The organism is Kitasatospora sp. NPDC042419 (assembly GCF_056437345.1).
Map to the genome: position 1 here is coordinate 193,728 of NZ_JBWKAW010000010.1, position 25,363 is coordinate 219,090.

Here is a 25,363-nt window from a genome sequence, read left to right on the forward strand (position 1 = left end):
GCGCGCCGGCCGGGGGTGTTCGACCACGCCCCGGCCGGTGTGACCGATCCGAATCTGGCAACCGCGCCTTGTCCGGACCTTGCGAAGGGTGTTGAACCCGCAGGTCAGCGCTGATTTCGCGTTCCGGGAGCGATGGCTAGGCTTGCCACAGCGGGCGCCGGTCATCTGAAGTTCTTTCAGAAGCAAGGAGATTGACGGCATGTCAGTACGGATCCGACTGTTCGGGGGAGTCGAGGTGGAGATCGGCCGGCGGGCCGTCGACCTGGGGCACCCGCGCCAACGGTGCGTGCTGGTCGCCCTGCTGGCCGACCGGGACGTCTGCGTGACCGCGGACCAGCTGCTCGAACGGGTCTGGGGCGAGGCCCCGCCGAGGCGCGGCCGGAGCACCCTCTACAGCTACCTCTCCCGGCTCCGGCAGGCCCTGGACGAGGCCGGGGCGGCGAGGATCGAGCGCCGGGACGGCGGGTACGCCGTCGACGTCGACCCGATGGCGGTCGACCTGCACCGCTTCACGCGTTGGACGGACGAGGCGCGGAGCGCCGAACCGGCGCGTGCGCGGCTCCTGTTGGAGCAGGCGGTCGCGCTGCGGCGCGGCGCCCTGCTCCCCCGGATCGACACCCCCTGGCTGAACGGCCTCCGCGAGCGAGTCGACGAGCGGCACCGTACCGCCGAGGCCGACCTGATGGACCTCAGGCTCGACTGCGGCGAGCACGCCGAGGTGCTCGGCGACCTCCGGCGGCTGGCGGCCGACCGGCCCCTCGACGAGCAACCGGCCGGGCGCCTCATGCTCGCCCTGTACCGCAGCGGACGGCAGGCGGACGCGCTGGAGCACTACGAGCGCACCCGCCGGGAGCTCGCGGAACAGCTCGGCGTCGCCCCCGGCCCGTCGCTGCGCCGGCTGCACGTGCGCATCCTGGCCGCCGACCCGGCGCTGGAGGCGCCGCACCCCGCGCCGGCGCCCACCGGTCCGCCGAGCGCCGCACCGTCGTCCACCGCGCCGCCGTCGACCGCACCGTCGTCCACCGCCTCGCCGTCCACCGCCTCGCCGTCCACCGCCTCGTCGTCCACCGCGCCGTCGTCCGCCGCGTCACCGCTCACCGTGCCGCGCCAACTGCCGCTGCCGCCGGACCGGTTCACGGCCCGGGAGCGGGACCTGGAGCGGCTCGGTGCGCGCGAGGACGCGGACTCCCGCCCGGTCCTGGCGGTCACCGGGGCGGGCGGGATGGGCAAGACCTGGCTGGCCCTGCGCTGGGCCCACGACAACCTCGACTCGTTCCCCGACGGGCAGCTCTTCGTCAACCTGAGGGGCTTCGACCCCGCCGAGGCCCCGATCCGGCCGCAGACCGCCCTGCGCGGCTTCCTCGAAGCGCTCGGGGTGGCCCCGCACGCCGTGCCGACCGACCTCCACGGACAGACCGGCCTCTACCGCAGCCTGACGGCGGCGAAGCGGATCCTCGTGGTGCTCGACAACGCCCAGGACACCGAGCAGGTCCTCCCCCTCCTGCCCGGCGGGCCCGGCTGCACCGCGCTGGTCACGAGCCGCCGCCGCCTGCCGGGCCTCGTCGTGGCGCACGGAGCGCACGCGCTGACGCTGGGCGCGCTGTCCGGCGAGGACTCCGCCCGGCTGCTCGCCGGCCACCTGGGGCGCGGCCGCGTGGACGCCGACCGGCCCGCCGCCGACCGGCTGCTCGAACTCTGCGGGGGGATGCCGCTGGCGATCAGCGTCCTCGCCGCCCGGGCGGCCGACCGGCCCGGCCTCGCGCTGTCCGAGCTGGCGGAGGACCTCGGGCGGGTGCGCAACACCCTCGACGCGTTCGGCGCCGGCGACACGGGCGCCGACGTCCGGGCCGTCCTCACCTCGTCCTACCGGACGCTCGGCCGGCCCGCGCGGCGGCTCTTCCGGCTCCTCGGCACGCACCCCGGCCCGGAGATCTCGCTCGCCGCGGCCGCCGCGCTCGCCGGTGGACCGCTCCCGGACGTCCGTCCGCAGGTCGCCGAGCTCACCCGTGCCCACTTCCTCACGGAGGACCGGCCGGGCCGCTTCACCCTCCACGACCTGGTCCGGGCCCACGCCCTCGAACTCGTCGCGGAGGACCCCGACCGCGACGGGGCGTTCGCCCGGCTGGCCGACCACCACCTCCACACCGCGCTCGCCTGCGACCGCCTGCTGAACGTCCACCAGGACACGGCGCCGCTGCCGCCGCCGCACCCCGGCTCCGGCCCGTGGCAGCCGGCGGACGAGCGGGCCGCGCACGCCTGGTTCACCGCCGAGTACCCGGTGCTGGACGCGCTCGTCCGGCAGGCCGGCGCCGACCGGCCGGCGGCCCGGACCTGGCAGCTCGCGAGCACCCTCAGCACCTTCCTCGGCAGGGGAGCGCGCTGGCACGACATGGTGGCCGTGTTCGGGGCGGCGCTGGCAGCGGCCACGGCCGCCGGCGACCGCGCCGAACAGGCGCGCGCGCACCGCGAACTGGGCTGCGCCACGATGGAGCTGGGCCGCCAGGACGAGTCGCTCGCCCACCTGGAGGAGTCGGTCCGGCTCTGCCGGGCCCTCGGCCGGCCCGAGGTGGAGGGCCATGCCCAGCTCCTCCTCGGCTACCTGTGGGAGACCAGAGGGGACCAGGAACGGGCCCTGCGGCACGACCTGCTCGCCCTGGACCTGTTCGAGGCGGCCGGTGACGGCATCTGCCGGGCCAGGGCGCTCAACGCGGCGGGCTGGGACTACGCACAGCTGGGCCGCTACGCCGACGCGGCGGACACCTGCCGCCGGGCGCTGGACTACCACCGGGAGGTGGGGGACCACCGGGGCGAGGCCAACGCCTGGGACAGCATCGGATTCGCCCTGCAGGGCCTGGGCCGGTACCCGGAGGCGGCCGACTGCTACGAGCGCGCCCTGGTCATCAACCGGACCATCGGCCACCGCTCCAACGAGGCGCAGAACCTCGAACACCTCGGTGACGCGCACCACGCGGCGGGCAAGGTCGCCGACGCGTGCGCCGCCTGGCGGGAGGCGGCCGAGGTCCAGACCGACCTCACCCACCGGCTGGAGGACGTGGCCCGGCTCACCGCCAAGATCCGCGACTGCGTCGCGGCCTGAGCCCACCGCCCCCGCCCCTGCCCCTGCCCCTGCCCCGGCCCCGCCCCCCGCGCCCGCCCCAAGTCCCGCCTCGCCGGCCTCGCCTCTCCCCGCCCCGCTTCGGCCTGCTCCGGCCCGCCTCACGTCACCCCGCCCGGTCTCCGGCATGCGCCGAAACGCCGCCAAACACCCTCTCCTCCGCACAAAACGGCACGTTCCCACCTCCCGTGACTCAGACTCTTGCAACGTTTTCGCTTCATGCAGCGAAAACAGCGAGAAAATCTTGCTAACGCCTCGATGAGCTGACTACATTCACTTCCGCCGCTCGTCAGGGGAGCGGCGCGGCGAACCCGAGTTGCGAGGGTGGCGCCGCACCAACGCGCGACGCCGGTGTGTGCGGCGGCGGCGCATCGAGAGAGGAAGACCCGGACATGGGTGGCAGAGTCGTGGGTGGTTCGAGCCGGCGCGGGTTCCTGAAGGGACTGGGTGCCGCGGCGGTCGCCGCCGGCGGGGGTTCGGTCCTGGCCGCGTGCGGCGGTTCGGACTCCGGCGGCGGCGGTGGGAACGGGGGCTCGGGCGAGCTGTCCGGGGCGATCACCGTGTGGAGCTGGAAGAACCCCGCGGCCGAGCTGAAGGCCCTGATCCCGGCCTTCAACGCCGTCCACCCGAAGGTGCGGGTGACGGTGCAGGACATCGGCAACCCGGCCATCTGGGACAAGATCACCATCGCGATGGCGGCCGGCGGGCAGGGCCTGGCCGACGTCCTGCACATCGGCGTGGACTACCTCCCCAGCTACATCGAGAAGTTCCCCGGCGGCCTGGCCGACATCTCCAAGCTCGGCGCCGACAAGCACGCGAGCTCCTTCGCCCCCGGCCTGTGGCAGACCGTCTCGCGCGACTCCAAGGTCTACGCGCTGCCCTGGGAGGCCAACGCCGCCGGCTTCTTCTACCGGGCCGACCTCTTCAAGAAGGCCGGCGTCGACGCCACGACCATCGCCACCTGGGACGACGTCATAGCCGCCGGCAAGAAGGTCAAGGAGGCCACCGGCACCGCGCTGCTCGCGGTCGACCGCTCCGCCTCCCAGGCCGACTCGGCCAACCTCTTCCAGCTGCTGCTCCAGCTCCAGGGCGCGTTCTACTTCAACCTGGACGGGAAGATCACCATCAACTCGCCGGAGGCGGTCCGGGCGCTCACGATCATCAAGGAGATGAACGACGCCGGGCTGCTCCTCGACGTGCAGGGCTCGCCCGGCCAGCCCGGCTACGACTCCGCCGTGAAGGCCGGCAAGGTGGCGGTCTGCCCCAACCCGGCCTGGTACGGCGGCTACATGGAGACCCTCGCCGCCGACCAGAGCGGCAACTGGCAGCTCATGCTGCCGCCCGCCGTCACCCCGGGCGGCTCGCGGTCGGCGATCGTCAACTCCACCCACCTGGCCATCGCCGGGTCGAGCAAGAACCAGCAGGCGGCCTTCGCCTTCGCCGAGTTCGCGCTGACCCGGCCGGAGTCGCAGGTCGCGATCTACAAGAACAAGGGCATCTTCCCCGCCCTGCTCAAGGCCTACGACGACCCGGTGTTCCACGGCGAGTCGGCGTTCTTCGGCGGTCAGAAGTACGCCGAGGTCCTCCTCGAAGAGCTGTCCAAGCCGTCGGTGCCCACCAACTACACCGCCGACTACGCGCGCGGGCTGAAGGTCATCGACGACGCCCAGACCAAGGTCCTGCTCCAGGGCGCCGAGCCGGCCGCCGTGCTGAAGGCCGCCGCCGAGCAGCTCGTCCAGCAGACCCGGCGGGCGCAGGCATGACCTCCGTCCGACTCGAACGGCCGGCCCCGCCGGGGGCCGGCCCCTCTCCCACGAGGACTTCCGGCCCGGCCCGTCGGCGGACGGGCCGGGCCGGGGGCGCCCGCGTGGCGCCGTACCTGTTCGTGCTCCCGGCCCTCCTGCTGTTCGCGGCGTTCCGGCTCTACCCCGTCGGCTGGTCCTTCGTCCTCAGCCTGTACCGGACCGAGGGCACCACGCAGACCTGGACCGGCCTCGGCAACTACGAACGCCTGGTGCACGACCCGCTGTTCTGGAAGGCGCTGGGGAACACCGCGTTGATCCTGGTGGTCCAGGTGCCGGTCATGCTGGCGCTCGCCCTCGGCCTCGCGGTGGCGCTCAACTCGGCGCTGCTGCGCTGGAAGCCGGTGTTCCGGCTGGGGTTCTTCCTCCCGGTGGTGACCGGTCTGGTCACCTACGGCCTGATGATGGGCGCGCTGCTCAACCAGGACTCCGGCGCCGTGAACTGGCTCCTGCAGCTGGTCGGACTGCCCGAGGTGCACTGGCTCACCGACCCGTTCTGGGCCCGGATCGCCATCATGCTGGCCCTCACCTGGCACTACACCGGCTACAACGCGGTGATCTACCTGGCCCGCCTCCAGACGATCCCGGCCGAGCACCTCGAAGCCGCCGCCGTCGACGGCGCGGGCGCCTGGCGCCGGTTCTGGCACGTCACCCTCCCCGGCCTGCGGCCCGCCGTGGTGCTGACCGTGGTGCTGTCCACCATCGGCACCCTCCAGCTGTTCGACGAGCCGTTCATCATGACCGGCGGCGGCCCCGACAACGCCACCACCACCATCGGCGTGTACCTGTACCAGACCGGGTTCCGGTACTTCGACTTCGGCTACGCGTCCGCGATCGGCTACGCGCTGGTCCTGATCATCTCGCTGTTCGGCCTGGTCCAGGTCAAGCTCGCCAAGGAGGAGGACTGATGGCCGGCACCAGCCCCGCCTTCCGCGCGTCCCGACGGGGCCAGGTCCTGCTCACCGGCGGGATGCTCGTCCTGCTGGCGTTCACGGTCGCGCCGCTGTACTGGCTCGTGATCGCCTCCACGCACACCTCGCACGAGATCTTCGGCCGCCCGCCCCACCTGCTGCCCGGCGGCGAACTCGGCACCAACCTCGGCAACCTGGAGGAGTCCGTCGGCTTCGGCCGCGTCGTGCTCAACTCCGTGCTGCTGTCGGTCGTCTACACCCTCCTCGGCGGGGTCGTCTGCACCCTGGCCGGCTACGGGTTCGCCAAGTACCGCTTCCGCGGCCAGGGCCTGCTGTTCTCCGTCCTGCTGCTGGCCCTCGTGGTGCCCGCCCAGCTGACCGTCGTGCCGCTGTTCAAGATGATGGTCAACCTGGACTGGCTCAACACCTACCAGGCCGTCCTGCTGCCCAACCTGGCCCTGCCGTTCGGGATCTTCCTGATGCGGCAGTCCATGCGGTCGCTGCCGGACGAACTGCTCCACGCCGGCCGGATCGACGGCTGCGGCGAGTTCGGCCTCTTCTTCCGCATCGCGCTGCCGACCATGCGCCCGGCGCTCGCCGCGCTGGCGATGTTCCTCTTCCTCTTCCAGTGGAACGACTTCCTGTGGCCGCTGGTCGCACTGCGCGACCCGTCCGCCTACACCATCCCGGTCGCCCTGGCCGCCCTCACGGGCAGCTCCGACGTCGACTACGGGCAGCTGCTCACCGGGACGGCGGTGGCCGCGGTCCCGATGGCCGTGCTCTTCCTCTTCCTGCAGAAGCACTTCGTCTCCGGGATGCTCGCCGGGGCCGTCAAGCAGTGACCGACCCGCAGACCTCCGACCCCGAACCCACTTCAGAGAGGCCTCCCGTGGAGACCGGCTCACTCGACCTCGCCGCACTGCCCACCTTCACCGCGGACCAGTGGGGGAGCGGCACCGGCCGACTCGACCTGCTCGGCGCCCGGATCACGGTGGACGCCCCGCAGGGCACCGTCGACCTGACGCCCGCCCCCGGCGCCGAGGGCGACACCGCCGTGGTCACCGCCGCCGCCCCCGCCACCCAGGTGACGGTCCGCATCGACGTGCCGCTCGGCGACGCCGCCGGCTTCTGGCACCCGAACGCCAACTGGGAACGCACCCTGCCGGCCGACTGGTCGCCCTGGCGCTCCGTCTCCCTCGTGGACTCCGCCCCCGCCGGCTGCCTCTACGACACAGCCGGGAACGCCGTGCTCGCCTTCGCCGCCGACCGCACCGTCCGGCAGACCGCCGTCCGGTTCGGCGTCTCCGAGGAGCACAAGCGCTTCGGCGTCTGGCTGCGCTTCCCGCTCGGCCCGGGCGAGTCCTTCCGACTGCGGCTCGCCGCGCCGGGCGAGACCCTGGCCGCCGCGCTGCGCGAACTGCGGGACTGGTTCGCCGGCCTCCCCGGGGGCACGCCCCTGCCCACCCCCGACTTCGGCCGCACCCCGGTCTACTCGACCTGGTACGCCTTCACCCAGGACGTCGAGGCCGGCGCCATCGAGCGCGAGGCGGTACTCGCGGCCGAACTCGGCTGCGGCCAGCTCTTCCTCGACGACGGCTGGCAGCTGCACGGCGACGGGCGGGGCTACGCCGGATGCGGCGACTGGCGGGCCGACCCGGCCAAGTTCCCCGACCTCCGCGCGCACGTCGCCGCCGTCCGGGAGACCGGCCTGCGCTACACCGCGTGGATCGCCCCGCTGCTGCTCGGCGAGCGCGCCGACGCCCACCGGGACTGGGCGCGCTACGCGCCGCACCGCGTCCACCGCCTCGACTGCCGCATCCTCGACCCCCGGCACGCGGAGGTACGCGACCACGTGGTGCGCACCTGCCGGGACGTGGTCGAGACCTACGACCTGGACGGCCTGAAGATCGACTTCCTGGACGAGGCGGTGGCCTACGCCGCCGCGCCTGTCCCCGCCGACGCCGGCCCCGGCTTCGTCGCCGACGCCGGCGAGGCCATGGCCGTGATGATGGCCGCCCTCCGGGAGGAGCTGCGCGCCCTGCGCGGCGACGACTTCGTCATCGAGCTCCGCCAGCGCTACACCGGCCCGGCGATGACCGCCTTCGGCAACCTGCTGCGCGCCATCGACTGCCCGGCCGACGCGGTCGCCAACCGCGTCCGGACCCTCGACATCGCCATGCTCGCGCCGGGCGGCACCGTCCACTCCGACATGCTGATGTGGGACCCGCAGGGCCCCCCGGAGGTGCTGGCCCGACAGATCCACGGGGCGCTGTACTCCGTGCCGCAGATCTCCACCCGGCTGTCCGAGCTCTCCGCGTCCCACCGCGAGGCCCTGGCGTTCTGGCTGGCCACCTGGCAGCGGCTCAGCCCGGTCCTGATCGGCGGCCACTACGAGCCCGGCCGGCCCGACGAGCTGTACCCGCAGGTGACCGCCCGGCTCGGGGACCGGTGGGTGATCACCACCTACGCGGACCGGCCGGTCACGCTGCCCGCGGAGTCGTGGAGCGACCTCACCGTGGTCAACGCCTCGACCGCGGGCCGCCTCCTGCTGGAGGTCACCGGACCGGACCGCCGGGTCACGCTGACCGGCTTCACCGCCGCGGGCCGCGCACAGCCGCCGCTGGTCCTCGACCTGCCCGCGGGCCTCCACTCCGTCCCGGTTCCGGCCGGTGGACTGTGTCAGGTCATCGACCACGCCAAGTGACATAGTTACGGCCGTCGGGAAACGATCAACCCATTGGGGGTAGGTAAGTGGAGCACGAGAAGGTCGGGATCACCGAGGTGGCCCAGCGTGCCGGGGTGAGCGTCGCCACCGTCAGCCGCGTGCTCAACCGCAAGGCGGGCGTCTCGCAGAAGACCCGCCACGTGGTGGAGCGGGCCATGGAGGAACTCGGCTACGAGCGCGGTGGCACGGCCGGCGGCATCGTCGGCGTGATCACACCCGGTCTGTCGATCCCGATCTTCGGTGCCATGGCGGAGCGGATCGGCCTGGCGCTGGCCCCGCACGGGCTGCGCGCGGTCGTCTGCCCGGCGCTGCCCGGGGGCGTCCAGGAGCGGGACTTCCTCAAGTCGCTGCTGGACCTGGGCGCCTCCGGCATCGTGTTCTGCTCCGCCAGCAACACGCTGGACAACTTCGACCCCGAAGTCCTCCAGCTGCTGGAGAACCGCCCCGTCCCCTACGTCTGCATCAACGGCCGCTTCGAGGACAGCCCTTCGGTGGCCTACTCCACGGACGACTCCTACGCGGCCCAGCTGTCCGTCCGGCACCTCCACCAGCTCGGCCACCGCCGGATCGGGATGGCGGCCGGCCCGGTCGGCAACCGCCCGACGGACCGCCGCGTCGCCGGCTACCAGGCCGCCATGACGGCGCTCGGCCTCGGCGAGGACGAGCACCTGGTGGTGCATCAGACCTACTCGGTCGAGGGCGGACAGTTCGCCGCCGAGCAGCTGCTGGAGCAGGGTGCCACCGCCGTCATCGCGGCCAGCGACCAGATGGCGCTCGGCGCGATCCGGGCCATCCGCCGGCAGGGGATGTCCGTCCCCGCGGACGTCTCCGTGATCGGCTACGACGACGGCCCGCTGATGGAGTTCACCGATCCACCGCTGACGACCGTCCGCCAGCCCATCGACCGGCTGGCCTCGGAGGTCGCCCGCGGTCTGGTCGGCCTGCTGTCCGGGCACCAAGTCCCGGTCGGCGAGCTGATGTTCCAACCCGAGGTCGTCGTGCGCGGCACGACCGGCCCGCTCCGTGACCGGCGGCCGCCCACCTGAGGCCGCCGGGGACCGCCTTCCCACAACGCTGTCGGAGGATCCGCTTGTCCCCCACCCTCGCACCCAGCGCGGGCCACCGCGCCCGCGCCCACCTGGGTCTGGTCTCCCTGGCCCTGAGCGCCCTCACGCTCGCCCCCGCCGGCGCGGCCCGCGCCGCGTCCGGCGCCCCGGTCGCCCCCGGCGGCAGCTACGTCCTCACCTCGGCCGCCACCGGGCAGTGCCTGGGCGGGAAGTGGTCCGGCTCCGCCGACCTGACCCCGCTCGTGCAGCAGCCCTGCCAGGAGCGCCTCGACCAGCGCTGGCAGCTCGTGGCCAACGGCGCGGGCGGCTACGCGATCGTCAACCGCGCGGCGCCGAACGCCTGCCTGAACGTCGAGGGCGGCTCGACCGCCTCCGGCGCTCCGATCATCCTGTACCGCTGCGACGGCGGCGCCAACGAGCAGTTCACGCTCGGCACCGCGGCCGACGGCGCGACCGCCATCCACCCGCAGAACGGCGCGCTCTGCCTGGACGTGCCGGGCGGCTCCCAGGGAGCGAACGTGCAGATCCAGCAGTACACCTGCCACGGCGGCGCCAACCAGGCGTGGCTGCTGACCCGCGTCGACCCGCTGGTCATCGCCAACCCCGGCTTCGAACAGGGCGGCGCCGGCTGGACGTTCACCGCCCACACCGGCACCGCCGGCAACAACCCCCACAGCGGTTCCGGCCTCGCCTACCTGGACGCCGGAACCGGGTACCGGGTGAGCCAGACCGTCACCGCCCCGCGGAGCGGCGCGTACGACTTCAGCGCCTGGATCGCCTCCGGTGCCGCCGGCGGCACCCTGACCGTGCAGGTCAACGGCGCCGCCGCCGGGTCGGTGACCGTCCCGGAGCAGCGGACCTACGCCAAGTACACCGTCTCGCGCGTCCGCGTGAACGCCGGGGACACCGTGACCCTCGCCATCGGGTCCGCACCGGGCGGCTGGGTGAACGCCGACGACGTCGCCGTCGCCCCCGCCGCGCCCAACGACCCGCGGATCAGCTCCTCGAACGCGACCGTCACCGCCCTGTTCGACTGGGCCAAGGCCAAGGCCAACTCCTTCGTGAGCCAGCCCGGTTCGACCGGCCCGGTCAACGCCGACGAGCGGAACAGCGGCGGCACGGGCCAGGCCGTCTACAGCGACACCTACTGGGCGGGCTACCCGCACCGCTCCGGCTTCTACTCGCGCGACTTCGCCCACCAGCTGGTCGGCGCGCACCTGCTCGGGCTCGACGCGGCCAACAAGACGATGCTCCGCGCGTTCGCGTCCTCGGCCACCCCCGAGCACGGCTACGCGCCGTACTGGGCCGTCAACTTCGACGCCAAGAGCCCGCTCTCGATCGACTACCGCAGCCCCACCTCCTTCGTCCGCGAGCTGCCGGCCACCTTCGAGCTCGCCCAGAAGATCAACGAGGCGTACACCTGGACCGGGGACTCCGACTACGTCCACGACCCGGTGCTCTCCGGCTACGTGGCCAACACGGTCGGGCCCTACATCAGCCGGAGCACCGGCCCGATCGACAACGGCGGCGTGCCCGTCGCCCAGGCCACCAGCGGCGACATCTTCAAGGGCGTGGCCAGCTACAACGAGAACGGCGCCACCCTCGCCGAGGCCGGCGACGCCATCGGCTCCCAGTACCAGGCCTACCTGGCCGCCGCCGCGCTGGCCACCGCCAAGGGCGACACCGCCCGGGCCGCCGGCTACACCCAGGCCGCCGCCACGCTCAGGAGCTACTTCAACAGCAGCTGGAGCGTCGACCCGGCGCACCCGGACCGGGTCGTGCGGGCCTACGACGTGGACGGCACCGCGTACTCGGACTGGGGGAAGGAGAACTCCTGGTTCATACCGCTCAAGGGCATCATGGACCCCGGAACCCGCCAGGACGACTTCCTCACCTGGATCGACGCCCAGGCGTCCGGCTCCGGAGCGCCCGAGAACCTCGAAGCCGCGACCTACCTCCCCGACGTGTTCTTCGCCCACAACCGGGGTGCCACCGGCTGGAAGTGGATGCAGTACGTCTACGACAACATCGGCACCCCGCACAGCACCGGCCGCTTCCTCAACGGCGACTACCCGGAGATCCCCTTCACCCTGCTGAGCCAGACCGTCCAGGGCCTGATGGGCGTCCAGCCCGACGCGGCCCCGCACGCCCTGACGACGGTCTCCCGGCTGCCCGCCGACATCGGCTGGCTCGGGCTCACGTCCATCCCCGTCGGCCGGGACACCGTGTCGCTGCGGCACGACGGCACCACGAAGTCGACGCTGACCAACGACTCCGCCACCGGCAGCCTCAGCTGGACGGCCCGGTTCACCGGCGCCCACAGCGGCATCACCGTCGACGGCGCCGCGCAGCCCGTGCGGACCGTGACCGTGGAGGGCACCACGTACACCTACGCCACCGTCACCGTTCCCGCCGGCCGGACCGTCGTCGTCCAGACGACCGGCTGACCAGACCGGGCTGCGGCGCCCCGCCGACCCGGTGCGCGCCGCAGCCCGCCCGCCCTCACCGGAAGCCGATCCCCACGGACGCCGACGGCGGGGGCGGGCACCGACCACGGCCTCCCCGCACCGAAACCCGGCGGGGAGGCCGTGGACGTTCCCCGGACGGCGCGGTCGTGCGCCGCCGGGCACGGTCGTGCGCTCCCGGGGCTTGGCCGGGACCTCCGCCGCGGCGGCCGAGGCGCGGCGCGGCCTGGCGAAAAAGGCCGGAGGGCGGCGGCGGACCCGGCGTTCCCGGCACGGCCCGGGGGGACACGGGCTAGGGTTCCGGCCGAAGGGGCGGTGGGCATGGCGGTGGAGTTCGGGGTACTCGGCACGATCGAGGCGAGCGTGGCGGGCCGGCCCGCCGACGTGGGGCACCTGCGCCAGCGGTGCGTCCTGGCCGCGCTGCTCGTGGACGCCAACCGGGCGGTGCCCGCGGACGAACTCGTCGACCGGGTCTGGGCGGGCCGTGCACCGCAGCGGGCCATGGGGACGCTGTACAGCTACCTGTCGCGGCTTCGTCGGGCCCTGGGCGGTGCGGGCGCGGAGGTACGGATCGGGCGGCAGGCCGGCGGCTACGTCCTGGAGGTGGACCCGGGCGCCGTGGACCTCCACCGCTTCCGCGCCCTCGTCGCGCGCGCCCGGGCGGCGGACGGAGAACAGGCGGCGGGGCTGATGCGGCAGGCACTCGACCTCTGGCGGGGGGAGGCCTTCGCCACCGTCGACACGCCGTGGTTCCGCGAACTGCGCCGCAGTCTGGAGCAGGAACGCTTTTCGGCCGAACTCGACGGCACCGACATCCGCCTGCGGAACGGACAGCACGGCGAGGTGCTGTCCGCTCTCACCGCCCGCACCGCGCAGCACCCGCTGGACGAGCGGCTGGCCGGCCAGCTGATGCTCGCCCTGTACCGCAGCGGCCGCGGCGCCGACGCCCTGGCCCACTACCGGGAACTGAGGCACCGACTCGCCGAGGAGCTGGGCGCCGACCCCGGCCCGGCGCTGGAGCGGCTGCACCGGCAGGTCCGCGCCGACGACCCCGGACTGACCGCCCCGCGGCCCGCCCCGAGCACCGGGCCGCCGCCCGGCCTCCCCGTACCGCGCCAGCTCCCCGCCTGCCCGTCCTGGCTGACCGGCCGGGAGCGGCAACTCGCCCGACTGGACGAGGCGTTGGACCCGACGGTCACCGCCGCCGGCGCCGCCGACACGGCCGCCGTCGCCACAGGCGCGCCGGGAGCGGCGATGCCGGTCTGCGCGATCGGCGGCAGCGGCGGCATCGGGAAGACCTGGCTGGCCCTGCACTGGGCGCACCGGAACCTCGACCGCTTCCCGGACGGCCAGCTCTACGCGGACCTGCGCGGCTTCGACCCCTCGGGGGAGCCCCTGGCCCCCGCCGTGGCGGTGCGCGGCTTCCTGGACGCGCTGGGCGTCGCCTCCGACGCGGTGCCCGCCGACCCGCAGGCGCAGCTCGGCCTCTACCGGAGCCTGGTCCACGGCCGGCGGATGCTGGTCGTGCTGGACAACGCCGCCGACGCCGGCCAGGCCGCCGACCTGCTGCCGGGCAGCGCCACCTGCTCGGTACTGGTCACCAGCCGCCGACGGCTGACCGGCCTGGCGAGCTCCCACGGTGCCCGGTTGCTGACGCTCGACGTGCTCGCCCCGCCGGACGCCCGCGAGCTGATGGTCCGCCACCTCGGGGCGGAGCGGGCCGCGGCCGAGCCGGCCGCCGTCGCCACCCTGCTGGAGCACTGCGCCGGCCTGCCGCTGGCGATCAGCGTCGTCGGCGCCCGGGCGGCCGCGCATCCCGACTTCCCGCTGGCCGTGCCGGCCGAGGAGCTCCGGGACGAGTCGGCACGGCTGGACGCGCTGGACGCCGGTGACCTGACGGCCGACGTGCGCGCGGCGTTCACCGTGTCGTACCGCGCCCTGACCGCGGGGGCGGCCGAGGCGTTCCGGCTGATCGGCCTCGCCCCGGGCCCGGAGACCGGGCCGGCCGCCGTCGCCGCGCTGACCGGCCGGCCGGCCGGCGCCGCGCGCGCCGCGCTGGGGGAGTTGGAGAACGCGCACCTCGTCCGGCAGCCGGTGCCGGGCCGCTACCGGCTGCACGACCTCGTCCGCCTCTACGCGGCCGAACGCGCGCGCCAGGAGCCGGACGGCAACGACCGGGCGCTGCTGCGGCTGACGGACTTCTACGTGCACACGGCCGGTCTCGCCGCCGAGCGGCTGGACCCGCACCGGGACCGGGTGGGCCCGCCACCCGCCGCGCCCGGCGCCACCCCCGAGGAGCCGGCGGACCACGCGGCGGCCCTCGCCTGGTTCACCACCGAGCACGCGGTGCTGCTCGGCGCGATCGACCGCGCGGCGGCGCTCCGCCTGGACGCACAGGCCTGGCACCTCGCGTGGGCGCTGGAGACGTTCTTCGACTTCCGCGGCCACTGGCACGACTGGGCGGCCACCCAGCGGACCGCGCTGGACGCGGCACGGCGGCTCGGCGACCGGGACCGGGAGGCCGGGGCGCACCGCAGTCTCGGCAGCGTGCACACCCAGATGGGCCGGCTCGACGAGGGCCACGCCCACTTCCACCACGCGCTCGACCTCTACCGACGGCTCGGCGACCTGACCGGCCAGGCCCACACCCACCGCGGCCTGGGCTGGGTCCGGGTCCAGCAGGACCGGCAGCGGGACGCCCTCGGCCACGCCGAGCAGGCCCTGGACCTGTACCGGCGGACGGGCCACGCGGGCGGCCAGGCCAGGGCGCTGAACAACGTCGGCTGGCTGCACATCATGCTCGGCGACCACCGCACCGCCCTGGAGCACTGCGCGCAGGCGGTGCGGCTCAACCAGGAGATCGGCGACCGGCACGGCGAGGCGGGCGCCTGGGACAGCCTCGGCCACGTGCACCACCACCTCGCCGAGTACGCCGAGGCCCTCGACTGCTACCGGCGGGCCCTCGCGCTGGACCGGGGCTTCGGCGACCGGTACGGCGAGACGGAGATCCTGGGCCACCTCGGCGACACCCACCTCGCCACGGGCGATCCCGAGGCGGCCCGGCAGGCCTGGCGGCAGGCGCTGACGATCGCCGACGAGACCGGCCACCCGTCCGTCGAGGAGCTCCGCGGGAAGCTCGCCGCCCTCCCCGCCTCGGCCCCCTGACGCCGACGCCGGCCGCGTCGTAGCCCGCTGTCGCCGGGCCGCACCGTCGAGGCTGCATGCGGACGTCACAGATTTGTCGTGCCCCCTTCACTCCGGTGACGGCCGGATAGGACATGATCTGCTGCGGCGGGGCGTCCGCCGCAGCGTTCTGACAAGGGGACAGACACCGTGACCGTCCGCCGCACCCTCACCGGCACCCTCACCACCGGCCTGCTCGTCGCGGCCGCCGTCCTGCTGCCGGCCCGACCGGTCACGGCCGCGGCCGGCCCCGGTGACCTCCCGTTCGGCTCGGCCACCACCGTCGGACTCCACAACACCTACGACCCGGCCGCCTTCGGCTACCTCGCCCAGGGCCTCGACACCGGCACCGGCATGATCGAACTGGACGCCTGGGCGGACACCGTCACCAAGGAGTGGAAGGTCAGCCACTCCAACCCGCTGGGCAACGCCAACAACTGCGTCAGCGCGAGCACCCCCGCCCAGCTCTACTCCGGCGGCGGCAACAAGAACCTGGAGACCTGCCTGGACGACGTCCGCGTCTGGCTCGGCGCCCACCCCGGCGCCGGCCCGCTGGTCGTCAAGCTGGAGCTCAAGGCCGGCTTCGCCGGCAACCGCGGCATGGGCCCCGCCCACCTCGACTCCCTGATCGCCGCCCACCTGGGCGCCGCCGTGCTGCGCCCGGCGGACCTGCTCGCCAAGCCGGGCGGCGGCTCGTACGCGAACGCCGACGAGGCCGTCCGCGCGGGCAACTGGCCGACCAGGGCGGCGCTCGCCGGGCGGGTGCTGGTGTACGTGATCCCCGGTTCGTTCGAGGAGGGCAACCCCTTCGACACGCTGCACACCGACGTCGAGTACGCGCGCCACCTGCGCGACCTGGCCGCGGCGGGCCGGACCGGCGACGCGCAGGTCTTCCCCGCCGTGCACGGCGCCGCGTCCGGCGACCCGCGCACCAAGTACGGGGAGACCTCGATCCGCCCGTGGTTCGTGGTGTTCGACGGCGACGCGGCCGCCTACGCCGGAGGGATCGACACCTCCTGGTACGACGCGCGCCACTACCTGCTGACGATGACCGACGCCCACAAGGTCGCCCCGGCCATCAGCGGCACCGACCCCACCGCCGACCAGGCCCGCGGCCGGACCGAACAGCTCGCCCGGGCCCACGCGAGCATCGTCTCCAGCGACTGGCGCAAGCTGCCCGCCGTGCAGTCCCTGGTCCTGCCGCGCGGCTGACGGACGGCTGACGGACAGCTGACGGGAGCCTGACGGACGGCTGACGGGCGCCGCGCGCACTCCGACCCGCCACTGCAGGCAGTGGCGGGCCGGAGCTCTGACGGTGTGCCGCTCAGGGGGCCACTCGGGCGGCCGTCCCGGCGGTCACCCGGGTGGTCACTCGGGCAGTCGTCCGCCGCCCTTCCGCCGGCCCGCCGAGGCGCCGCGTCGCCGGGCGGCGACGATCAGCACCGGCGTGCCGGCGAGGAGCAGCGCTGCTCCCGCCGCCGTGACCGTGAGGAGGTCACCGGCACCGGTCTCGGGCAGCGCCGCCGGGGCGTGACCCGCAGGCTGCTGCGGGGCGGGCGGCCTCTGGTGCGGGGCGTGCGTGGGCCGCGGGGAGTGGGCGGGGCTCGGGGAGTGCGTCGGCCGGGGGGAGTGCGTCGGCCGCGGCGAGTGGGTGGGCCGCGGCGAATGCGTGGGGCTCGGGGTGTGCGTGGGACTCGGGCTCGCCGTCTGAGTGGGGCTCGGCGTCTGGCTGGCCTGCGGCCGGCCCTTGACCGTCACGGTCGCCGACGAGGGCGGCGAGGTCACCTTCGTCGGGCCGGGTGCGACGGCGGTGGCGACGGCCGTGTTGGCGAGGGTCTCCTTGCGGAGGTCGGCCTCGGTGACGGTGTAGGTGCCGGTGCAGGTCAGGGAGCCGCCAGGGGCCAGCGGCGTGGCGGGGCAGGAGAGCACCGGGGCGGTCCCCGCGCCGTCGAACGCGGTGTCCGTCACCTCGGCGTGGGTGAGTGTGACGTTGCCGGTGTTGGTGACGAGCAGGCTGTACCTCACGGTCTGGCCCTCGTGGTCGACCACCTCCGGGGTCGCGGACTTGGCGAGGGTGAGTTCGGGCTTCTGCGTGAACGTCACCGTGGCGGTGGAGGGCGGGGAGGTGACCGGGGGACCGCTGGGCGGGGTGCCGGTCGCGGTGACGGTGTTGCTCAGGGTCCCGGCTTCGGCGTCCGCCTGGGTCACCGTGTACACGGCCGTGCAGGCCATGGACTGGCGCGGGAGCAGCGTGGTCAGCGGGCAGCTGATCACCGGGGGCGTCCCCGTGCCGGAGAACGTGGTGTCCGTGACCGTCACGCCGGCGAGTGTGACGTTCCCGGTGTTGGTCACCACGTAGAAGTAGGCCAGCGTCTGGCCCGGCGTCAGGGTCGTCACCAGCGTCGAGCGCCGGTTGTCGCCACCGCCGCCGGCGGTGGCGGCGGTCTTCTCGACGGAGAGGGCGGCGCTCTGCAGGGCGACCGCGGTCACGGTGGAGTCGGGCGCGGTCACCGTGGCGCCGGAGGGCGCCTGGCCGGTCGCGGTGCCGACACTGGTGATGCCGCCGGCGTCGACGTCCTCCTGGGTCACCGCGTAGAGCGCGTTGCAGGTCATCGTGGCGCCCTGGGCGAGGGAGGTGCCCGGACAGGAGATCACCGGAGCGGTCCCGGTGCCGCTGAAGGCGGAGTTCGCGGCGGTGACCGAGGTCAGCGGCTCGTCACCGGTGTTGGCCAGCAGGTAGGAGAAGGTGACCGTCTGGCCCGCCGCGGTGAAGGTCGTCGGAGCGGCGCCCTGCGTGAGCGTCAGCGCCGGTGACTGCGCGCTGGCGACCGTGGCCAGCGGGAGCGCTCCGGCGAGCACCCGTGATGGTGCGGGGCGATGAGGACTCGTCCTGGGGCGGCACGGTGCCCTGGGCTCGCATGAGGTCGAGCGAGCGGGGGAAGCCGTGTCCGGCATCGCCGGGCGGTGACCAGCCGGCAAGGGATCCGAACAAGTCAGACGGAACGTGGGTTGTGCGAGGACCGGGCACGGTCGCATCTTCGCCGCAGGGCCGTTCCCCATCGATGTCGGATGACTGGGCGTCACGCCGCGGTCGTCCCCTGCGGGTGGGGGCCGAATCCTCTCCCTTTTCAACGTATAGCGCACGGGGGGCCTTGCGGCAAGGCCCTGGTCGGGGCGCAGAATGGGCGGCCGAGACCGGAACCGGAGGAAAAGGGCGGGTTCACGGTATCTGTGTTCTTTTGCGGCCTTTGGGCAGGTCGCGCAGGGCTGCCGCGCCGCCGGGCCGTGCGGAGCGGCGGGTGGAATCCAATCTCGTCGAATGGGCGTTCTGATGATTGACGTGATCGTGGTCGGCGGCGGACCGACCGGCTTGATGCTGGCGTGCGAGTTGCGGCTGCACGGTGTGCACGTGGTCGTGCTGGAGAGGCTGACCGAGCGGACCGGGCAGTCCCGCGGGCGGGGCCTGCACGTGCGCAGCGTCGAGATCATGGACCAGCGCGGTCTGCTGGACCGGTTCCTCGCGGCCGGTGAGAGGTTCCAGGTCGGCGGTTTCTTCGGCGGCATCCACAAGCCGTGGCCGGACGGGCTGGACACGGCGCACCCCTACGGCCTCACCACCCCGCAGCCGGCCACCGAGCGGCTGCTCGACGAGCACGCGCTCGAACTGGGGGCCGAGATCCGGTGGGGCTGCGAGGTGGTCGGGCTGCGCCAGGACGCGGACGGGGTGGCCGTCGAGCTGGCGGACGGCACGGGGCTGCGCTCGCGCTACGCCGTCGGGTGCGACGGCGGCCGCAGTACGGTCCGCAGGCTGCTCGGCGTCGCCTTCCCCGGCGAGCCCGCCAGGGTGGAGACCCTGCTGGGCGACATGGCGGCGACCGAGGACCCGGCGACGATCGCCGCCGTGGTGGCGGAGGTGCGCAGGACCGAGCTGCGGTTCGGCGCCATTCCCGACGTGGACGGGAACGAAGGGGTGTACCGGATCGTCGTGCCCGCCGACGGCGTGGCCGAGGACCGTACGACGGCGCCGACGCTCGATGAGTTCAGGCGGCAGTTGCGGGTGTTCGCGGGCACCGACTTCGGCGTGCACTCGCCGCGCTTCCTGTCCCGGTTCGGCGACGCGACCCGGCAGGCCGAGCGCTACCGGGTCGGCCGGGTCCTGCTGGCCGGTGACGCGGCGCACGTCCACCCGCCGGTCGGCGGCCAGGGGCTCAACCTCGGTGTGCAGGACGCGTTCAACCTCGGCTGGAAGCTGGCCGCCGCGGTCGACGGCTGGGCGCCGGAGGGGCTGCTGGACAGCTACCACGCCGAGCGGCACCCGGTGGGCGCGCGGGTGTTGGACAACACCCGCGCGCAGACCACGCTGATGGGCGCCGACCCGGGTGCCGTCGCGCTGCGGGAGCTGTTCTCGACGCTGATGGACTTCGAGGAGGTGAACCGGTACGTCACCGGGATGATCACCGGGGTCGGCGTCCGCTACGACTTCGGCGAAGGGCACGACCTGCTCGGCCGGCGGATGCGGGACGTGAAGCTGGAGCGGGGGCGCCTCTACGAGCTGATGCACGGCGGCCGCGGCCTGCTGCTCGACCGGACCGGCCGCCTCTCGGTGGAGGGTTGGGCGGACCGGGTCGACCACGTCGTCGACTCCGGCTGGGAACCGGACGTGCCGGCGGTGCTGCTGCGTCCGGACGGCCACGCGGCGTGGGTCGGCCAGGACCAGGAGGAGCTGCACGCCCGGCTGTCCGAGTGGTTCGGCGCCCCAGCCGGGTGAGCGCACGGCCACGGCCCGGTCCGACGCCCCGCCACCGGGCCAGGCCGGCCGGTGGCGGGGCGGTGGCGGAGAGGTGGCGGGGCGAACACGGGGTGGCGGTTGTTACGGGGCGGTCAGGCCGGGCCGGCCGGCGGCCACCGCCCACGAGGCCGTGGTCCGCACCGGCGACGTCCGGACGGCGGTGCTGTCGACCGTCCTGGCGTCGGTGAGCCACCGCTCCCGGTTCACGTCCAGCCGCAGGTAGCCGCGTCGCAGCCCGTCGAAGTACCGGACGTGCGGGTTGAGGGTCGGGTTGAGCGCCTTGAGCGGTGCGTCGAACGCCACGGGGAAGTCCGAGCTGACGCTGGTCGCCGTGAACTCGACCGCCACCGGGGCACTGGCCAGGTCGTCGCGGTCGATCCGCAGGTCGCTGAACCAGGAGGAGTGGATGTCCCCGGCGAGCACCACCGGGTTGGCCACCGCCGTGTCGCGGAGGAACCGCAGGAGCCGGGTGCGGGCGGGGTCGTAGCCGTCCCACTGGTCGAGGTTGGCGATCGGCGGCAGGGGGTGGGCCGGGTCGAGGAAGTTGGGGAAGCGGATCTGGCTCATCATCACCTGCTGGGCGATGACGTTCCACCGGGCCGGCGAACCGGTGAGCCCGCGCCGCAGCCAGGCCTCCTGCTCGGCGCCGGTCAGCGTGCCGCCGGTGTTGCCCGTTCCGGCCGAGAGGGGGCCGAAGTCCTCGTAGTACGAGCCGGGTTGGTCGGTCCGGTACTGCCGGGTGTCGAGCACGTTGAGCCGCAGCAGGTCGCCGAAGTCGAAGCGGCGGTGGATCCGGTAGTCGGGGGAGCCGTTGCGGTACGGGGTCCGCAGCGGCATGTGCTCGTAGTAGGCCTGGTACGCCGCGGCCCGCTGGAGGGCCATCGCGGCGGGGTCCTGGTGGCCGGCGCCGGTGTCGTCGAACTCGTCGACCAGGCCGGCGTAGTTGTTCTCCACCTCGTGGTCGTCCCAGGTGACGACCCACGGGAAGGCCGCGTGCGCGGCCTGCAGGGCCGGGTCGGTCTTGTACTGGGCGTGCCGGGCGCGGTAGTCCGCGAGGGTGGAGAGCTGGTCGAACCCCGGGGTCTGCGGGGTGGTGTGCAGCCGGTCGGGGTAGGCGCTCTTGGGGTCGGTCTCGTAGATGTAGTCCCCGAGGTGCAGGACGACGTCGAGGTCCTCCTCGGTGAGGGCGTTGTACGCGGGCCAGTAACCGTGCTGCCAGTCCTGGCAGTTGACGACGCCTATCCGCAGCCGGTCGGGGTGGGAGCCGTACGCCGGGGCGGTGCGCGTCCGGCCCGCCGGGCTCAGGTGGCGGCCCGCGCGGAAGCGGTACCAGTACTCCCGGCCCGGCTGCAGCCCGCGCACGTCGACATGGACGCTGTGCGCCCGGGCCGGCTCCGCGATGCCGACGCCGCGCCGGGCGATCCGGCGGAAGCCCTGGTCGTGGGCGACCTCCCAGGTCACGGGCACCGCCCTGGGCCCCATGGACGCGGGCTCGAAGGGGTCGGCCACCAGCCTGGTCCACAGGACCACCCCGTCCGGCAGCGGGTCCCCGCTGGCCACGCCGAGGAGGAAGGGGTCACGGCGCACCGGCTCCGCGTGCGCCGTGCGGACGGAGAGCGCCTGGGCGCCCGCCGCGACGGCCGCGCCGACCAGCAGGCCGCGCCGGCTGAGGGCGGCCCGCGACCGGGGCGGCCGGGGCTCCTGCGGGGCGGGTGACGTGCTCGTCGTGGACGGCGGCATGGACGACCTCCTGGCGCGGTTCTGCGGAACGGAAACCCTGGGGCTGACATTCCATCAGATGCCCGTGGAGGTGACACGAACGGCCCGTCTCCTGCCGTCGAAGCACGGGTGAACTGCGGCGGGTGTCGCGGGAATTGCGGGCGTTGGGGGTATTGCGAGAGCGGCGGGTGCAGAAGGTGCAGAGGGTGCGGTCCTCAGTCGGCCGCGACCGGCAGGAGACCGCGCTCGCCGAAGACCTTCTTGGCGACGAAGGTGGCGTTGAGGGCTTTGGGGAAGCCGCAGTAGGCGGCGGAGTGCAGCAGCGCCTCGACGATCTCCTCGGGGGTGAGGCCGACGTTGAGGGCGGCGTTGACGTGGACGTCCAGCTGGGGCTCGCAGCCGCCGAGCGCGGTGAGCATGCCCAGGGTGACCAGCTGCCGGTCGCGCGGCGCCAGCCCCGGGCGGCGGTAGATCTCGCCGAACCCCCAGGCGACGACCTGGTGGGCCAGCTCGGGACTGATGTCGGCCAGTGCGTCGACCACGCGCTGTCCGCCCTCGCCGTCGACGCGGGTGAGCACCTCCATGCCGCGGTCGAAGCGGTCCTGGCGGGATTCGGCGGCGTTCGTGGGGGTGTCGTTCATCGTGGCGGTCCGTTCCAGCTGCGCGGCGGCGGCTTCTCGTCGTGTCCGGTACTGCCACGACCGTAGGACTTCGAGTGCACTCAAGCTCAAGTCCGGCACCAGCTCAAGTCCGGCACCGTCGCCGCGGCGGCGTGCCGGTGCTCCGCAGGGCTGCCCCGGTTCGGCTTGCGGGCACTGCCGGAGCGGGCTTGAGTGGATTGGTGATCCCCGGGCCGGCTTCCGGTGCACCGGAAGCCGGCGGCGGCGCCGTCCTGACGAGGAGGAGCGATGGCACACCACAAGTCGAACAAGCAGGTCGAAGGCGACCCCGACACCGGGCACGGACGCGGCCTGCCGCGCCGTCCCGACGAGGACGAGCTGGAGGAGCGCACCGAGGAGGATCGCGAGGAGGTGGGCCTGCCCCCGGACCCGGGGACCAGGCTCGACGCCGACATCGCCGCCGAGACCGACGTGGAGGGCGGGGGAGCCTGACCCGGTCCGGGACGCCGCTCAGGCGTGGGCGCCCGCGCACTGGGGGTGCCCCCAGCTGCTGCCGACCTTGGTGATGGTGTCGCCCTTGGCGTAGGAGCGGGTGCACGGGCACGTGCCGGCGAAGCGGGCCTTCAGGGTCCGCGAGCCGCCCGAGGGGCGCTTCGCCGTCGTGGACGGGGCTGCGGCGGGCCGACCGCTGCGCGGCGACGTCCGTGCGGCGGTGGCCGGCTCCGGCTCGGGGAGGTCCGCGCCGGTTCCGCCGGCCGCCTCCTGGGTCCGGGCGGCGTCGCTGGCGGCCTTGTCCGCGACGGCGTTCAGCGGGTCGCCGTCCACCTGGTGGGCGGGAACGTACACGAAGACGACGTCCCGGCCCTCCAGGAGCGCGTCGATCGACTGGATGATCTCGCGGTTGGCCACCGGCTTGCCGGCGGCGGTCTTCCACCCGTTGCGCTTCCAGCCCACCAGCCACTTGGTCGCCGCGTCGCGGGTGTACGTGCTGTCGAGGCGGACCTCCAGCGGAACGGCGGGGTCCGTGGCGAGCAGCAGCTGCTGGAGCGCGGTCAGCTCGCCGATGTTGTTGGTGCTGTGCCCGAGCGGACCGGCCTGCCAGCGCTGCGGCACTCCGGCGCTGTCGGCCACCACGTAGGCCCAGGCCGCCGGGCCGGGGTTCCCCTTGGCGGCTCCGTCACAGGCGGCGATGACTCGTTCGATCATGGACCGATCATGCCAGGGCCGGGGACGTGCGGTCCAAGCCGGTGGGCGCGCGCAGCCGCCCCGGGCGACCTGGCCCGGCAGGGTGCTCCCCCCGACCCGGGCCGGCGCGGCGTGTGCGGGGGGAGCACCCTGCCGGGTGCGCCCGCTCGTTGCCCCGTCACGGACGGACGCCGTGATCAGCCACCGGCCGGAGACGTGCGGCTGTCGGAACGGCCGCTCCAGGCTTGCTCACCCGGTTCGCAGTGGTAGCAGTGCGCGACGACACCGTCGTGGTTGTACCACTCGTGCGCTCCGCAATCCTGCCCGCCCTTGGCGGCCAGGCCCCGATCGACCAGGAACCACGGCAGGTTGCGGCGCAGGCGGGTGCGCCATCGGTAGCGGCCGGTTCGGATCATCCGGGCAGCATAGGTCCTGGCGCGCCGGGCTGCCCCGGAGGGGCCGGTCCGCGGCCGGGGGACGAGCGGGCCGTGGGGCGGGGGCCGTGGGGCGGGGTGAAGGGTCGACCGCGCGGTGGGTGTCCGTCGGCGCGGGAACGGCCCGTGCGCTGTCGCACCCGCTATGCAGGGTGCATGTCGTTCTCGCACCCCAGCAGCCCCCGGCCGTACGGCCGGCCCCCGGGGCCGGGCAGGCGTCCACCCTCCCGCGGCGCGGTGCGCGCCGAACGGGTCCCCCCGCTCGGGGGCCGGGTGCGGCGCGCGGACCCAGGCGGTGGGGCATGACGGTGAGGCGGCCTTCGGTGCGGTGGTCGCCGTCCCCGCCGTCTCGGTGGTCTGGTCGGTCTACGCGGAGCTGCGCCGCCCGGGGCCCGTCCCGTCACCGACGTCCTGACGCCGGGAGCCCCGCCCGGCGCCCCGCCGCCGACCTGGGGCGGGCCGCTGTTCGCGCCGGCTGCGCCGCCTCGCCGCTGCCGGGCGCTTCACCGTCTGACGGAGGGTCAGTTCGTACTGTCCGTACGGCCACGGCTGATGACCCGGTGCCGCCGCTGCGGCAGCTCCGCGGATCCGGCCTGTCGTCGGCGTCGGCCATAGTCAGGCACGCACAGCCGTCGGGCCACGCCATGTGGCCGTCTGGTCACCAGTTCAGGGGATGCGATGTCGATACACGAGAGCCTGGCAGTCCTTCGCCGTGCCGGCGAAGCCGGAACGGTCTCGATCTCGGCGTCGGAACCGGCCTCCGCCGAAGCCGTCCGTGCCCGCGAGACGGGGCTGGAACCCCACTTCGGAACCGTCGACTGGACGGCCCCGCCCACCTACCGGGCCTTCCTCGCCGAGCACAACACCTTCGCCTGCAGGCGCGGGGACGTCGCAACCGACGAGTACAGGGAGTTCGTCGTCGTCGGTGACGATGCCATCGCCGAGCTGAACTCCGATCTCGTGCACCTGCCGGAGCACGTGGACCGCGGCGACGGCCGGTGGCTGTCCACCAACCACCTGGTCGGGTTCGCCCTCGCCGACGCGGACGGCGAGGGGGTCTGGTGCTTCGATGTCACCCAGCCGGACGCGAACGGCGAGTACCCGGTCTACTACCACCACCAGGACGACGAGGAAGGGCGCGCACGCTACGTCGAGGGCGGGGGCTGGGAGGGCGGGGCCGACCCGGCCCCGGACTTCCCCACGTTCGCCGCCTGGCTGGACGCCGTGGCCGCCGCGTTCACCGCGCCCGAGCCGCCGAGCTGGTTCGAGGAGCTGGGCTCCCCGGGTTTCCGTCCCGGCGGGGTTCACTGACGACCCTCACCGGCACCGCCCCTGACGCGCCGGTGCC

17 protein-coding genes are annotated in these 25,363 nt (G+C 74.1%); 12 read left to right on the plus strand and 5 right to left on the minus strand.

Annotated features, from left to right (window positions below; translation table 11 throughout):
• The first annotated feature begins 199 nt into the window (after positions 1–199).
• The 9 genes from AC067J_RS20955 (at position 200) to AC067J_RS20995 (ending at position 16,480) form a co-directional block, all read left to right on the plus strand.
• A complete protein-coding gene (locus AC067J_RS20955; RefSeq protein WP_478301281.1) occupies positions 200–3,097 on the plus strand; it encodes an AfsR/SARP family transcriptional regulator in 2,898 nt (965 codons plus the stop codon).
• A 410-nt stretch (positions 3,098–3,507) separates the two neighbouring features.
• Complete coding sequence (locus AC067J_RS20960; RefSeq protein WP_478301283.1) at positions 3,508–4,878, plus strand: ABC transporter substrate-binding protein; 1,371 nt, start codon at positions 3,508–3,510, stop codon at positions 4,876–4,878.
• A gap of 104 nt (positions 4,879–4,982) precedes the next feature.
• Positions 4,983–5,825, plus strand: coding sequence for a carbohydrate ABC transporter permease (locus AC067J_RS20965; RefSeq protein ID WP_478301285.1), 843 nt, complete (start codon positions 4,983–4,985; stop codon positions 5,823–5,825).
• Positions 5,825–6,670: a carbohydrate ABC transporter permease gene (locus tag AC067J_RS20970; protein ID WP_478301287.1), complete on the plus strand. Its 846-nt coding sequence runs from the start codon at positions 5,825–5,827 to the stop codon at positions 6,668–6,670. The genes AC067J_RS20965 and AC067J_RS20970 overlap by 1 nt, the downstream gene beginning before the upstream one ends.
• 47 nt (positions 6,671–6,717) lie before the next feature.
• A complete protein-coding gene (locus AC067J_RS20975; RefSeq protein ID WP_478301289.1) occupies positions 6,718–8,532 on the plus strand; it encodes a glycoside hydrolase family 36 protein in 1,815 nt (604 codons plus the stop codon).
• 47 nt (positions 8,533–8,579) lie between these two features.
• The gene (locus AC067J_RS20980; protein WP_478301291.1) at positions 8,580–9,599 is read left to right on the plus strand and encodes a LacI family DNA-binding transcriptional regulator; all 1,020 of its coding nucleotides are present in this window, start codon (positions 8,580–8,582) and stop codon (positions 9,597–9,599) included.
• A 44-nt stretch (positions 9,600–9,643) separates the two neighbouring features.
• On the plus strand, positions 9,644–12,067 hold the full coding sequence (locus AC067J_RS20985; RefSeq protein ID WP_478301293.1) for an RICIN domain-containing protein: 2,424 nt from the start codon (positions 9,644–9,646) through the stop codon (positions 12,065–12,067).
• Between the two features lie 339 nt (positions 12,068–12,406).
• Positions 12,407–15,250 (plus strand): AfsR/SARP family transcriptional regulator, encoded by a 2,844-nt coding sequence (locus tag AC067J_RS20990; protein ID WP_478301295.1) that lies wholly within the window; start codon positions 12,407–12,409, stop codon positions 15,248–15,250.
• A gap of 168 nt (positions 15,251–15,418) precedes the next feature.
• Complete coding sequence (locus AC067J_RS20995; RefSeq protein ID WP_478301297.1) at positions 15,419–16,480, plus strand: phosphatidylinositol-specific phospholipase C domain-containing protein; 1,062 nt, start codon at positions 15,419–15,421, stop codon at positions 16,478–16,480.
• 156 nt (positions 16,481–16,636) lie between these two features.
• Here AC067J_RS20995 and AC067J_RS21000 read toward each other — a convergent pair whose 3' ends face one another.
• On the minus strand, positions 16,637–18,127 hold the full coding sequence (locus tag AC067J_RS21000) for a DUF7507 domain-containing protein (protein ID WP_478301299.1): 1,491 nt from the start codon (positions 18,125–18,127) through the stop codon (positions 16,637–16,639).
• 472 nt (positions 18,128–18,599) lie between these two features.
• On the opposite strand from AC067J_RS21000, the gene rox reads away from it, so the two are divergent.
• Complete coding sequence (gene rox, locus AC067J_RS21005) at positions 18,600–20,036, plus strand: rifampin monooxygenase (RefSeq protein WP_478301301.1); 1,437 nt, start codon at positions 18,600–18,602, stop codon at positions 20,034–20,036.
• A gap of 102 nt (positions 20,037–20,138) precedes the next feature.
• Here rox and AC067J_RS21010 read toward each other — a convergent pair whose 3' ends face one another.
• Positions 20,139–21,797 carry an alkaline phosphatase D family protein gene (locus AC067J_RS21010; RefSeq protein ID WP_478301302.1) on the minus strand — a complete coding sequence of 553 codons (1,659 nt, stop codon included), beginning with the start codon at positions 21,795–21,797 and terminating at the stop codon, positions 20,139–20,141.
• Between the two features lie 194 nt (positions 21,798–21,991).
• A complete protein-coding gene (locus AC067J_RS21015) occupies positions 21,992–22,417 on the minus strand; it encodes a carboxymuconolactone decarboxylase family protein (protein WP_478301303.1) in 426 nt (141 codons plus the stop codon).
• A gap of 267 nt (positions 22,418–22,684) precedes the next feature.
• Here AC067J_RS21015 and AC067J_RS21020 point away from each other — a divergent pair, with 267 nt between their 5' ends.
• Positions 22,685–22,888 (plus strand): hypothetical protein, encoded by a 204-nt coding sequence (locus tag AC067J_RS21020; RefSeq protein ID WP_478301304.1) that lies wholly within the window; start codon positions 22,685–22,687, stop codon positions 22,886–22,888.
• Between the two features lie 18 nt (positions 22,889–22,906).
• Here AC067J_RS21020 and AC067J_RS21025 read toward each other — a convergent pair whose 3' ends face one another.
• Both AC067J_RS21025 and AC067J_RS21030 read right to left on the minus strand, forming a co-directional pair.
• Positions 22,907–23,602, minus strand: coding sequence for a ribonuclease H family protein (locus AC067J_RS21025; protein ID WP_478301306.1), 696 nt, complete (start codon positions 23,600–23,602; stop codon positions 22,907–22,909).
• A 176-nt stretch (positions 23,603–23,778) separates the two neighbouring features.
• On the minus strand, positions 23,779–23,997 hold the full coding sequence (locus AC067J_RS21030; RefSeq protein ID WP_478301308.1) for a hypothetical protein: 219 nt from the start codon (positions 23,995–23,997) through the stop codon (positions 23,779–23,781).
• 696 nt (positions 23,998–24,693) lie between these two features.
• Here AC067J_RS21030 and AC067J_RS21035 point away from each other — a divergent pair.
• On the plus strand, positions 24,694–25,326 hold the full coding sequence (locus tag AC067J_RS21035; RefSeq protein WP_478301309.1) for a hypothetical protein: 633 nt from the start codon (positions 24,694–24,696) through the stop codon (positions 25,324–25,326).
• The last annotated feature ends 37 nt before the right edge of the window (positions 25,327–25,363 follow it).